The following is a 12,181-nucleotide window of genomic DNA, read 5'->3' as shown; positions in this document are numbered from 1 at the left end:
GACTATGCTGGCCCGGCCCGCCGTGACGGTGGCCGGGCCGGCCGCATCTCGGGGAAGGACGCACGTGCTGCTCGACACCTTCGGACGACAGGCCGTCGACCTGCGGGTCTCCCTCACGGACCGGTGCAACCTGCGCTGCACCTACTGCATGCCGGAGGAGGGCCTGCAGTGGCTCGCCAAGCCGGACCTGCTCACCGACGAGGAGATCGTGCGACTCGTCACCGTCGCCGTGCGCGACCTGGGCGTGCGCGAGGTCCGCTTCACCGGCGGCGAGCCGCTGCTGCGCCCCGGGCTGGTCGCCGTCGTCGCCGCCTGCTCGGAGCTGGAACCGCGCCCGGAACTCTCACTGACCACCAACGGCATCGGGCTGGCCCGCACCGCGACGGCGCTGCGCGAGGCCGGCCTCGACCGGGTCAACGTCTCGCTCGACACTCTCGACCCCGAGGTCTTCCACACCCTCACCCGCCGCCACCGCCACCAGGACGTGCTGGACGGGCTCGCCGCCGCCGAGGCCGCCGGGCTCGCGCCGGTGAAGCTGAACGCGGTACTGATGCGCGGGGTCAACGACCACGAGGCGGCCGACCTGCTGGCCTGGTGCCTGGAGCGGGGCTACGAGCTGCGCTTCATCGAGCAGATGCCGCTGGACGCCCAGCACGGCTGGGACCGCGCGTCGATGGTCACCGCGACGGAGATCCTCGACCTGCTGCGGGCCCGCTTCGCGCTCACCCCGGAGCCGTCCGAGCGCCGGGGCGCGGCACCCGCCGAGCGCTGGCTGGTGGACGGCGGCCCCGGCCGGGTGGGCGTGATCGCCTCGGTCACCCGTCCGTTCTGCCGGGCCTGCGACCGCACCCGGCTGACCGCCGACGGCCAGGTGCGCAACTGCCTGTTCGCCACCGGCGAGACCGACCTGCGCACCGCGCTGCGCTCGGGCGCGGACGACGCCGAACTCGCCGCGCTGTGGCGGGCGGCGATGTGGGGCAAGAAGGCCGGGGCCGGGATCGACGACCCGGAGTTCCTCCAGCCCGAGCGGCCGATGTCCGCGATCGGCGGCTAGGCGGCCCCTCGGCGGCCGACCGGCTTCCGGACCGACTCACCGGTACATCCGGATCGACTCGCCGGAACCCTCGGACGGGTTGCTAGGCGGCCCCGCCGGAACTCTCGACGGCCTCGGGGGTCCAGTCGGCGAAGGCGACGACCTCCTTGAGGAAGCCGCGCACCCCGAGGAACTGGGAGAGGTGCTCGCGGTGCTCGTCGCAGGCGAGCCAGGTCTTGCGGCGGTCCGGGGTGTGCAGCTTGGGGTTGTTCCACACCAGCACCCAGCCGGCGTCCGCCCGGCAGCCCTTGGCGGAGCAGGTCGGCGTCTGCGGGGTGTCCATCGGGCCGTCCTCAACGATTGGCGGGTGACGTCTGCACCGCCAGTCTGTCACGCCCGCTCGGGCCGACCGGATCCGGGCATGGCGACGCCGGGCAGCCACGGGGGGAGCCGCCCGGCGTCGGTCCGTCGCTCCGACGGGGGATGCGGAGCGCGTACGCAGTATGTCACGCCACCACCCTCGGATGGGGAGGTCTTGCATGATTAATCTGAGCTTCTTTTGAGCTTTCGACGAGCTGAACGAGGGCGAAGTGGCGTGAAACGGACGGTCAGTCCACGTCCTGTGAAGGATCGGTGGGAACGGCCTTTGCCTCTCCTGTACCAGCCTTCGCACCAGCCCCACCCGTCCCACCGGGGCCGAGCATCAACGGGGTGTCGAGCGGGAAGTCGAAGGTGCTCGGCAGCCCCGGGGCCCGCTCCCGGCCCGCGTTGGCGATCAGCACCGCGAAGTACGGCAGCAGGACGGCGCCCGCCAGGGCGGCGAACGCCAGCACCCGCTGGACGTCCCACAGCACCACCGCGAGCAGCACGCAGGCCGTGCGGACCAGCATCGAGATGACGTAGCGGCGCTGGCGTCCCCGGACGTCCTCGGTGAGGCTGCTGCGCGCCCCCGTGATCCGGAAGACCCGCCCGTCGTCGGCGCTCTTGCCCATGTGTCCTACCGCCCTCGTCGCGCACCCGCGCGCCTGGCCGCGCGGCCTCCTCACGGTACGCCCGGGCACGGGTGGCGACGAGACCGGGTGGGCCGGACCCACCCGGTCGGGTACGCGAAGGGCCTGTCCGGCGGAGCGGACAGGCCCAACGGTGGCGGGCGCCGGCGCGGGGCGCGGCCCGGCGGGCTACGAGCGCCGGGAGAGGTACTGCGGGGGCACGGCGTCGGTGAGCCACACACCGTTCTCGCTGAGCCGGAACTCGTGGCCGGCCGCCGTCATCGCCGCCGCGTTCACGGTCAGCACCACCGGACGGCCGTGCCGGGCGCCGACCCCGGTCGCCGTCCCGGTGTCCGCCGAGAGATGGACGTCCTGGCGGGCCATCGGGCGCAGGCCCTCGCGGAAGATCGCCGCCAGGTGCCGGTCGGCGGTGCCGTGGTAGAGCACCGGCGGTGGTACGGCGGCGGCCAGACCGAGGTCGACCGCCACCGTGTGGCCCTGATTGGCGCGGATCGAGAGACCGTCCGGCGAGTAGCCGAAGCGGCGCTTGTTGTTGCTCGCCACGACGTGGTCCAGCTCGGCCCGCGTGAGCGGCCTGCCCCGGGCGGCGAGCGCGTCGAGCAGCTCGTCGACCCGGACCCAGCCGGCCCCGTCCAGCGTGATCCCCACCAGCCCGGGCTCGTGCCGCAGGATGCGCGACAGCATCTTGCTCGATCTGACCATGCGCTTCTCGTCCATCATGTCTCTCGTATCCCCCGTTGGTCAGCGGCTAGGAGGCCCGGCTGACCGAACTCATGTTGAAATCCGTGACACGCACGGGTGGCATCGCGGTGCGGGTGACGTTGTCGCTCCACTCGCGGGGCAGGCAGCGTTCGGTGCGGCCCACCTCGGTGATCCGGTTCAGCAGGTCCACCGGGGACTCGTTGAACCGGAAGTTGTTGACCTCGCCGACGACCTCGCCGTTCTCCACCAGGTAGACGCCGTCCCGGGTGAGCCCGGTGAGCAGCAGCGTCGCCGGGTCCACCTCGCGGATGTACCAGAGGCAGGTGAGCAGCAGGCCGCGCTCGGTGCGGGCGATCATCTCGTCCAGGGTCGGCGCCGACTCCTGGTCGGCCGTCTCCAGGACGAGGTTGTCGATCGCCGGGCGCAGCGGCAGGCCGGTGAGTGCCGCCGCGTGACGGCTGGTGATCAGGTCGTTCAGCACGCCGTCGCGGATCCACTCGGTGGCGGCGACCGGCTGGCCGTTGTCGAAGACCGAGTAGTCCCCGCCGGTGGAGTGGGTGAGCACGAACGGCGCGGCCTCCAGGTGGGGCTCGTGCGGGTCGGAGCGCAGCGTCAGCGGCAGGCCGCTGAGCTTGTCGCCGATCCGGGTGCCACCGCCGGGCTTGGAGAAGACCGTCAGGCCCTCCTGGGCGTCCCGGCCGCCGGAGGACCAGTTGAGGACGATCAGCAGGTCGGCCACGGCCGAGGGCGGCAGCAGCGCCTCGTACCGCCCGGCCGGCAGGTCCACCTTGCGGGCGCCCCAGCCGAGCCGCCTGGTCAGCTCGGTGTGCAGGGCGGCGACGTCGATGTCGGCGAAGTCCCGGGTGGACGCGCCCACCCAGGCGGAGCTGGACAGGTCGGCGGTCTTGGCGTTGATCTCGACCATGCCGGTGGGCTGGTCGTGGCGCAGCCGCAGGCCGGTGGAGCTGCCCAGGTAGCTGGAGGTCATCTCGTGCCGGGCGAAGCCGTACAGCAGTTCGCCCTGGGCGGCGGCGCGGGCGAAGGCCTCGCCGAGGGCCGGGCCGAAGGCGTCGAACACCTCGACGGAGGTCAGCGCGGGCGGCTCGGTGAAGTCCGGCGAGGACGGCCGGTCGGCGATCAGCGGCTGGGCGTCCTCGGCCGGTCCGGCTGCGCGGGCGGCCTCCTCGGCGGCCCGCACCAGTTCCTCCACCTCCTGCTCGGTGACGGCCTCGCGGGAGACCACGCCGGAGGCGGTGCCCTCGGCGCCGGCCACGGTGGCGATCACGGTGAGGCGGCGGCCGCGGGTGACGCCGTTGGTGGTCAGCGCGTTGCCCGCCCAGCGCAGATTGGCGGTGGACTCCTCGTCGGCGATTACCACGCAGCCGTCGGCGCGGGAGAAGCCGAGCGCCAGCTCGACGAGTTCGTGGGGCTGCTTCGCGGTCATCAGTGACCCGCCTCCTGCTGGGTGTTGAGCACGTTGACGTTGCGGAACAGCGCCGACGGGCAGCCGTGGCTGACCGCCGCGATCTGACCGGGCTGCGCCTTGCCGCAGTTGAAGGCGCCACCGAGGAAGTAGGTCTGCGGGCCGCCGACCGCCGCCATCGAGCCCCAGAAGTCGGTGGTGGTGGCCTGGTAGGCGAAGTCCTTGACCTGACCAGCGAGTTCGCCGTTCTTGATGGCGTAGGCGCGCTGCCCGGTGAACTGGAAGTTGTACCTCTGCTGGTCGATCGACCACGAGCGGTCGCCCACGATGTACAGGCCGTTCTCCACCCCGGCGAACAGGCCCTCGGTGTCCGGGCCGTCGGCGGCCGGCTGCAGCGAGACGTTGGCCATCCGCTGCACCGGGACGTGCGCCGGGGAGTCGGCGAAGGCGCAGCCGTTGGAGCGCTCGAAGCCCTTCAGCTCGGCGATGCGGCGGTCGAGCTGGTAGCCGACCAGGATGCCGTCCTTGACGAGGTCCCAGGACTGGGTGGCCACGCCCTCGTCGTCGTAGCCGATGGTGGACAGCCCGTGCTCGGCGGTGCGGTCGCCGGTGACGTGCATCAGCTCGGAGCCGTACTTGAGCGAGCCGAGCTGGTCGAAGGTGGCGAAGGAGGTGCCGGCGTAGGCGGCCTCGTAGCCGAGCGCGCGGTCCAGCTCGGTGGCGTGGCCGATCGACTCGTGGATGGTCAGCCAGAGGTTCGTCGGGTCGATGACCAGGTCGTAGCGGCCCGCCTGGACGCTCGGGGCCCGCATCTTCTCGGCCAGCAGGACCGGCAGTTCGGCGAGCTCGGCGTCCCAGTCCCAGCCGGTGCCGGCTCCGGTGAGGCCGCGCCCGTCGGGGGACGACCCCCGGGCCCCCACGATGAACTCGTAGCCGCGGCCGACCGGCGGGGCCAGGGTCTGCATCGACTCGAAGGCACCGGTGCGCTCGTCGACCGAGGTGGCCTCCAGGTCGGAGTACACCCGGATCCGCTGCTGGGTGGTGACCGTGCCCGCGGTGTCCGCGTAGAACTTGTTCTCCTGGACGGTCCGCAGGGCCGCCCGGACGTGCGAGACGCCCTCGGCGGCCAGCAGCCGGGAGCTGCGCTCGGCGAGCAGGGCGGTCTTCTCGGCGTCCGGCACCTCGAAGGGGTTGACCTCGTACGCGGAGACCCAGGTGACGTCCCGGTGGACCGGCTCGTCGGCCAGCTCGACCCGCTCGGTGGAGCCGGCCGCCCGGCTGATCCCGCCGGAGAGCCGGGCCACCGCGACGGCCTGCTCGGCGACCCGGGCCGCCGCGTCGGGGGTGAGGTCGACGCCGGCGGCGAAGCCCCAGGCGCCGTCCAGCACCACCCGGACGGCGAAACCGAGCTGCACGCCGTCGGAGGTGCCGGCCGGACGCGCGTCGCGCAGCCGCCAGGAGGCACTGCGGATCCGCTCCAGGCGGAAGTCGGCGTGGCTCGCGCCCAGTTCGCGGGCCCGGGCGAGGGCGGCGTCCGCGAGCGGCCGCAGCGGCAGGGCGAGGAACAGCGGGTCGACGGCGCGCCCGTGCGGGGCGCCGGAGCGATCGGCCGGAGGGATCGGAGGCAATCGTGCTCCCAGGTCGCGGAGGGTGGCGGTGCGGCGCCACAGGGGCGCCCGCACCGCATCATTTCCCGCCCACCGGGTTTCCGGCCAGCGCATTTCCACCGGTGCGCCGCGGTTTCGGCCGGGACGGTCCGGCCACCGGGGCCCGCCCTCCCGGCGCGCCCGTCCGCCCTCCCGGCCCGCCTTCCCGGCGCGCCCGCGCGAGCCGTCAGCCGACGGTCTCCCACCAGCCGTTCAGCTCCGGCGGGTTGTCGACGTCGACCCGCTCGCCGGGGCGCGGCACGACCAGCGGGACGGCCTGCTCCTTGGCGGCCTTCACCAGTCGCTCGATCGGCTCCGCCCACGGGTGCAGGCCCAGGTTGAAGGTGCACCAGTGGACGGGCACCAGCAGGCCGGCGGCCAGGTCCCGGTGCGCGAGGACGGCGTCCTCGGGGGTCATGTGGATGTCCGCCCAGGCGGCGTCGTAGGCGCCGATCTGGACCAGTGCGGCGTCGAACGGGCCGTGCTGGGCGCCGATCCGGGTGTAGCCCTCGAAGTAGCCGGAGTCGCCGGTGTAGAAGACCTTGCGGTTCGGGCCGGCGACCACCCAGGACCCCCACAGGGTGGTGTTGCGGGTCAGCCCGCGGCCGGAGAAGTGGTGCGCCGCGGTGAGGGTGAGCACCAGGTCGCCCAGGGTGCAGGTCTCGTCCCAGTCCAGTTCGATGATCCGGTGCTCGGGGACGCCCCAGCGGCGCAGGTGGGCACCGATGCCGAGCGGCACCGCGAAGGGCGCGGACTGGCTGCGCACCAGGCGCTTGACCGTCGCCATGTCCAGGTGGTCGTAGTGGTCGTGCGAGATCAGCACCGCGTCGACCTGCGGCAGCTCCTCCAGCTCCACCGGCACCGGGTGCAGGCGCTTGGGGCCGACGTGCGCGGCGGGGGAGCAGCGGTCGCTCCAGATCGGGTCGAGCAGCACCCGGAAGCCCTCGATCTCCACCAGCGCGGAGGCGTGCCCGTACCAGGTGACCTCCACGCCCTCGGCGGCCGGCCCGGGCGGGGAGACGGGGCGGACGGTCGGCACCGGACGGGCGGGGACGCGGCCGGCCCGCTCGAACAGCATCCGGCGCGCGGCGGCGCCGTCGAAGCCGGGGGCGCCGGCCGTGCGGGCGAGGGTGGAGGGCGCGTTGTGGAAGACGCCGTCACGGTACTGCGGGGAGTTGCGCACCCGTTCCTCGCGCTCGCCGTCCGGCCGTCGCCCGAACGCGGCCGGCAGGTCGCGCAGCGCCCAGGCGGCCGTGCCCAGGCCGGCCGCCAGGGCGGTGAGGGCCAGCAGTCGTCCGCGTCGGTGGGTGCTCCCGGGCCGTGCCATGGTCATCCGCTCTGCCTTCGTCGCTCGCCGGGATGGTCGGGGATCGGTACGGCCGCTCCCGGGCCGGACCGCACCACGGGGGCAACGGGTGCGCCCGTCCGTGTTGTTCCCGTACAGTCGCCCCGATCCGGGCAGCGCCGGGGCCTGGGAGATGTCCGCCGCCGGGACGGTACGAGCGGGCACGGATTGTCGGATTGCGACAGATCCGCCGGGGAGGCGCTGTGGGAGCCCGATGCGCCGCCGCCGCCGACCGCCCGATAGCGTCACACTGCGTACGCATTCCGACGTACGTGCTCACACACGGAGAGAGGTGGATCGTTGAGCCGCTCGGTTCTCGTCACCGGAGGAAACCGGGGCATCGGCCTCGCGATCGCCCAGGCCTTCGCCGAAGCGGGCGACAAGGTGGCCATCACCAGCCGCTCGGGCGAGGTGCCCGAAGCGCTGGCCAAGTACGACGTCCTCGCGGTCCGCTGCGACATCACGGACGCCGCGCAGGTCGACGCCGCCTTCACCGAGATCGAGCAGAAGCACGGCGCGGTCGAGGTGCTGGTCGCCAACGCGGGCATCACCAACGACACCCTGCTGCTGCGCATGTCCGAGGAGGACTTCACCTCCGTCGTCGACACCAACCTGACCGGCACCTTCCGGGTGGTCAAGCGCGCCTCCAAGCTGATGATGCGTGCCCGGAAGGGCCGTGTCGTGCTGATCTCGTCCGTGGTGGGCCTGTCCGGCTCCCCGGGCCAGGCCAACTACGCCGCCTCCAAGGCCGGCCTGGTCGGCTTCGCCCGGTCGCTGGCGCGCGAGCTCGGCCCGCGCAACATCACCGTCAACGTGGTCGCCCCCGGCTTCGTCGACACCGACATGACCGCCGTGCTCAGTGACGAGCGCCGCGCGGAGATCGTCTCGGGCGTGCCGCTGGGCCGCTACGCGGCGCCCGCCGAGGTCGCCTCCACCGTGCGGTTCCTCGGGTCGGACGAGGCCGCGTACATCACTGGAGCCGTCATTCCCGTCGACGGCGGATTGGGCATGGGTCACTGATCATGAGCGGAATCCTCGAAGGCAAGCGGATCCTGATCACCGGTGTGCTGATGGAGTCCTCCATCGCCTTCCACACCGCCAGGCTCGCGCAGGAGCAGGGCGCGGAGATCATCCTCACCGCCTTCCCGCGCCCGAGCCTGACCGAGCGGATCGCCAAGAAGCTGCCGCACCCGGTCAAGGTGCTGGAGCTGGACGTCTCCAACCCGGAGCAGCTGGCCGGCATCGCCGACCAGGTCCGCGAGCACCTGCCGACCCTGGACGGCATCGTCCACTCGATCGGCTTCGCGCCGCAGGATGCGCTGGGCGGCAGCTTCCTGGACACCCCCTGGGAGTCCGTGGCCACCGCGATGCACGTCTCCGCGTACTCGCTGAAGTCGCTGACCACGGCGCTGCTGCCGCTGATGCAGGACGGCGGCTCGGTGGTCGGCCTGACCTTCGACGCGCAGTTCGCCTGGCCGCAGTACGACTGGATGGGCCCGGCCAAGGCCGCCCTGGAGTCGACCAACCGCTACCTGGCGCGCTACCTGGGCGAGCGGGACATCCGCTGCAACCTGATCTCGGCCGGTCCGATCGGCTCGATGGCCGCCAAGTCCATCCCGGGCTTCGGCGACCTGGCCGACACCTGGAACCACCGCTCCCCGCTGAAGTGGGACCTGAGCGACCCGGAGCCGGCCGGCCGCGGCATCGTCGCGCTGCTGTCGGACTGGTTCCCGAAGACCACCGGCGAGATCATCCACGTCGACGGCGGTCTGCACGCCATCGGCGCCTGACGCTCCGCCCGTACGCTGCTGCCCGGCCCTCCCTCGCGGGGGTGCCGGGCAGCGGCGTTTCGTGCTTCGTCCGGCCGGGGTTCTCCGCCCGGCCGGGGTTCTCGGGACGGTCGCTTTCGGGAGGAGCCTCCTGAGCGTGGCCTTCCGGGAGTGGCCTCCTGGGGCGGGGCGGCCGGGGTGTCGGGCCGGGGGCGGTCAGGCATCGGCGGGGGTGCAGCCACCGGGGGCGGCGCGGCCGGCCTCGACGGCGGCGCGCTCGGCGTCACCGGCCCGGATCGCCTCCAGGATGGACTGGTGGCCGATGTAGCGCTCCGCGATCAGCTCGGGGCCGACGTCGTGCCGCAGGAGCTCGCGGGTGGCCTCGCCGAGGTCGGCGTAGACCGCGAGCAGGACGTCGTTGTGGGCGGCGGCCACCACGGCCTGGTGGAAGGCGGCGTCGGCCTGGACGAAGTCCTCGGCGCCGCCGGAGTGCCAGGCGGCCTCCCGGCGGGCCAGCGCGCCGTCCAGCAGCTCCAGGTCGTGCGCGGTGCGGCGGCGGGCGGCGAGGGCCGCCGCCGAGGTCTCCAGCGCCGAACGGAGCTCGGCGACCTGGCCCTGGTCGGCGTCGGCGAAGCGGCGGTGCATCACTCCGGCCAGCTCGCTGGTGGCCAGCACGTACGTGCCGGAGCCCTGCCTGATGTCGAGCAGTCCGTTGTGGGCGAGGGCGCGGACGGCCTCACGGACGGTGTTGCGGGCGACGCCGAGCTGTTCGACCAGGGCGGCCTCGGTGGGGATGCGCGAGCCGACCGGCCACTCCCCGGACGTGATCTGGGCACGCAGCTGTGCGATCACCTGGTCGGACAGCGGGGTGCGCCTCGGCGAGGACAGCGCCACGGGGGACTCCTTGACGGCTACGGCTCGGATGGGGCCTGGGTGGGAAGTGGCCGGACGATGAACGGTCGGCACATCATGCCAATTCCAAGGTGCATCAATTCATCCCATCATTCTATGATGCTGTCCATGCCCGCAGCAGACACCACCGTTTCCGCCCGGACCGAGAGCCGGACACCGACCGCCGAGCGGCCCGCCGCCTCCGGCTCGGCCAAGTACCTGGGCTGGCTGTTCGCCGTCGCGATCGCCGCCGCCGCCTTCAACCTGCGCCCCGTGGTCACCAGCCTCGGGCCGCTGCTCAAGCAGGTCCGCGACGACCTCGGGATGAACCCGACGCTCGCCGGGCTGCTCACCGCCGTCCCGTCGCTGTGCTTCGGGCTGTTCGGTTTCGCCGCGCCCGCGGCGGCCCGTCGGATCGGTCCGATCGCGGTCGTCACCGCGGGCATGGGCGCCATCACGGCGGGCGTGCTGGCCCGCTCGTTCGCCGGGGGCACTGCCGTGTTCCTGCTGCTCACCGCCCTCGCCCTGGCCGGGGTGGCGGTCTCCAACGTGCTGCTGCCGGTGGTGATCAAGCGGTACTTCCCGGACAAGGTCGGGCCGATGATCGGCCTCTACTCGATGGCGCTGTCCGCCGGCACCGCGCTGGCCGCGGCCGTCACCGTGCCGCTGACCAAGTCGCTCGGCGGTGACTGGCGCTACGGCCTGGGTGTCTGGGCCGTCCTGGGAGCGCTCGCCCTGGTGCTCTGGCTGCTGGTGCTGATCGCCAAGCGGGAGCGCGGCGAGCGGGCCGACGGCGCCGCCGCCCCCGTCCGGCTGCCGATCACCCGCAGCCGGACCGCCTGGGCGCTGGCCGGGTACTTCGGCCTCCAGGCCACCGGCGCGTACGTGGTCATGGGCTGGATGTCGCAGATCTTCCAGGACGCCGGCATCGGCGAGAGCACCACCGGGGTGCTGCTCGCGGTCACCATGGTGATCGGCGTGCCGGTCTCCTTCGTGCTGCCCAACCTGGCCGCACGGCGCGGCGACCAGCGGCTGTTCGTGGTCGTGCTGGCCTGCTGCGGCATCGCCGGGTACGCGGGGCTGGCACTCGCCCCGGCCGGGGGCGCCTGGCTCTGGGCGGTCCTGCTGGGCCTGTCCAACTGTGCCTTCCCGCTGGTGCTGACCATGATCGGACTGCGGGCCCGGTCGGCGGGCGGGGTCGCGCAACTCTCCGCCTTCGCCCAGGGCATCGGCTACCTGGTGTCCATCCCGGGCCCGATCCTGGTCGGCTGGCTCTACGGGGCCACCGGTGAGTGGTACTGGCCGCTGGGCTTCCTGTCGCTGCTGCTGGTGCCGCAGATGCTGTTCGGCCTGCGCGCCGCGCGGGCCCGGCACATCGAGGACGAGGCGGTGCGCCCGGCGGAGCGGGCCGAGGCCTGACAGCCTGACAGCCTGACACCGAGCGGCCGGACGCGGCGGTGGGGCCCGGGCCCGGGCCCAGGGCCCGGCGGCGAAGGTCAAGGCCCGGCCAAGGGGATGGGGCCAGCGGACGGCGGGCGTGTTCGGGATGGGAGAATTCCGGACATGCCCGTTCTCGATCCCAATCCCACCGACGGCCGCAAGCAGCTCGGCCGCATCGCCCTCGCCTTCTCCGCCATCGTGGTGCTGGTGGCGCTCATCGCCACCGTCGCGGCCTCGATCGGCTGACGGACGCCTCCGCGCCCCCGCGCCCGTACTCCACCCGACGCTCCGGTGAACGGGACACGGTGACACTCGTCGTCCCTCGGAGTGGCGGCGTCCGGGAGCATCGCGCCGCCGGGCCGCTTTTCTGCCAAGCTTGCTGGGTATGAGCGCCGACACGCCCCGCAGGATCATCGTTCTCCGCCATGCCAAGGCCGACTGGCCGAACGGCGTGGACGACCACGACCGGCCGCTGGCCGACCGGGGCCGTCACCAGGCCCCGGACGCCGGCCGCTGGCTGGTCGACTCCGGCATCAACCCCGACTACGTGGTCTGCTCCACCGCGCTGCGCACCCGAGAGACCTGGAAGCTGGCGGTGCACGAGCTGCCGCAGCGGCCCCTCAAGACCGTCTACGAGGAACGGGTCTACGAGGCGAGCCCCGGCGAGATCATCGCCGTGCTCCAGGAGACCCCGGAGGAGTACTCGGACGTGGTGCTGGTCGGCCACAACCCGGGTGTGCTGGGTCTGACCCAGGTGCTGGCCGGGGACGCGGGCGACCGTGACGCGCTGGAGCGGCTGCGGCTCGGTGGCTTCCCGACGGCGGCGATCGCGGTGCTCAGCTTCAGCGGCTCCTGGAAGGGCGTCGAGCCGGGCGTGGCCGAGCTGGTCTCGTACCACACGCCGCAGGACTGACCCCGGGAA

Annotated in this window: 13 protein-coding genes; 6 read left to right on the top strand and 7 right to left on the bottom strand. The window is 73.1% G+C overall.

Annotated features, from left to right (window positions below; genetic code table 11):
• Positions 1-64 precede the first annotated feature (64 nt).
• A complete protein-coding gene (gene moaA, locus ACFVUY_RS17305) occupies positions 65-1,054 on the top strand; it encodes a GTP 3',8-cyclase MoaA (protein ID WP_359911515.1) in 990 nt (329 codons plus the stop codon).
• Positions 1,055-1,136: 82 nt separating this feature from the next.
• Here moaA and ACFVUY_RS17300 read toward each other — a convergent pair whose 3' ends face one another.
• From ACFVUY_RS17300 to ACFVUY_RS17275, 6 genes are all read right to left on the bottom strand, one after another.
• Positions 1,137-1,376, bottom strand: coding sequence for a hypothetical protein (locus ACFVUY_RS17300; protein WP_387730722.1), 240 nt, complete (start codon positions 1,374-1,376; stop codon positions 1,137-1,139).
• A gap of 265 nt (positions 1,377-1,641) precedes the next feature.
• On the bottom strand, positions 1,642-2,025 hold the full coding sequence (locus ACFVUY_RS17295) for a DUF3099 domain-containing protein (RefSeq protein ID WP_387685862.1): 384 nt from the start codon (positions 2,023-2,025) through the stop codon (positions 1,642-1,644).
• 186 nt (positions 2,026-2,211) lie between these two features.
• On the bottom strand, positions 2,212-2,760 hold the full coding sequence (locus tag ACFVUY_RS17290) for an RNA 2'-phosphotransferase (RefSeq protein WP_387731095.1): 549 nt from the start codon (positions 2,758-2,760) through the stop codon (positions 2,212-2,214).
• A gap of 31 nt (positions 2,761-2,791) precedes the next feature.
• Positions 2,792-4,189: a metallopeptidase TldD-related protein gene (locus tag ACFVUY_RS17285; protein WP_387730720.1), complete on the bottom strand. Its 1,398-nt coding sequence runs from the start codon at positions 4,187-4,189 to the stop codon at positions 2,792-2,794.
• Entirely contained in the window at positions 4,189-5,787 is a 1,599-nt protein-coding gene (locus tag ACFVUY_RS17280) for a TldD/PmbA family protein (RefSeq protein ID WP_387731092.1), read from the bottom strand. The genes ACFVUY_RS17285 and ACFVUY_RS17280 overlap by 1 nt, the downstream gene beginning before the upstream one ends.
• A 214-nt stretch (positions 5,788-6,001) precedes the next feature.
• The gene (locus ACFVUY_RS17275) at positions 6,002-7,147 is read right to left on the bottom strand and encodes an MBL fold metallo-hydrolase (protein WP_387730717.1); all 1,146 of its coding nucleotides are present in this window, start codon (positions 7,145-7,147) and stop codon (positions 6,002-6,004) included.
• Between the two features lie 312 nt (positions 7,148-7,459).
• Between ACFVUY_RS17275 and fabG the strand changes: the two genes are divergently transcribed.
• Both fabG and fabI read left to right on the top strand, forming a co-directional pair.
• Entirely contained in the window at positions 7,460-8,179 is a 720-nt protein-coding gene (fabG, locus tag ACFVUY_RS17270; RefSeq protein ID WP_359911485.1) for a 3-oxoacyl-[acyl-carrier-protein] reductase, read from the top strand.
• 2 nt (positions 8,180-8,181) lie between these two features.
• Entirely contained in the window at positions 8,182-8,949 is a 768-nt protein-coding gene (gene fabI / locus ACFVUY_RS17265; protein ID WP_359911482.1) for an enoyl-ACP reductase FabI, read from the top strand.
• Between the two features lie 195 nt (positions 8,950-9,144).
• On the opposite strand, the gene ACFVUY_RS17260 is transcribed toward fabI, so the two are convergent.
• Positions 9,145-9,822, bottom strand: a complete 678-nt coding sequence (locus ACFVUY_RS17260; protein WP_387730714.1) for a FadR/GntR family transcriptional regulator — start codon at positions 9,820-9,822, stop codon at positions 9,145-9,147.
• Positions 9,823-9,948: 126 nt separating this feature from the next.
• Between ACFVUY_RS17260 and ACFVUY_RS17255 the strand changes: the two genes are divergently transcribed.
• The 3 genes from ACFVUY_RS17255 (at position 9,949) to ACFVUY_RS17245 (ending at position 12,172) form a co-directional block, all read left to right on the top strand.
• Complete coding sequence (locus ACFVUY_RS17255; RefSeq protein WP_387730712.1) at positions 9,949-11,238, top strand: CynX/NimT family MFS transporter; 1,290 nt, start codon at positions 9,949-9,951, stop codon at positions 11,236-11,238.
• A gap of 144 nt (positions 11,239-11,382) precedes the next feature.
• Complete coding sequence (locus ACFVUY_RS17250) at positions 11,383-11,505, top strand: SGM_5486 family transporter-associated protein (RefSeq protein WP_359911473.1); 123 nt, start codon at positions 11,383-11,385, stop codon at positions 11,503-11,505.
• Positions 11,506-11,644: 139 nt separating this feature from the next.
• A complete protein-coding gene (locus ACFVUY_RS17245; protein WP_359911470.1) occupies positions 11,645-12,172 on the top strand; it encodes a histidine phosphatase family protein in 528 nt (175 codons plus the stop codon).
• Positions 12,173-12,181 lie beyond the last annotated feature (9 nt).

The organism is Kitasatospora sp. NPDC058063, assembly GCF_042885395.1.
Classification (GTDB): Bacteria; Actinomycetota; Actinomycetes; order Streptomycetales; family Streptomycetaceae; genus Kitasatospora; species Kitasatospora lactacystinica.
Note: the sequence above shows the minus strand (reverse complement) of the source record. Positions and strands in the feature narration are given on the sequence as shown.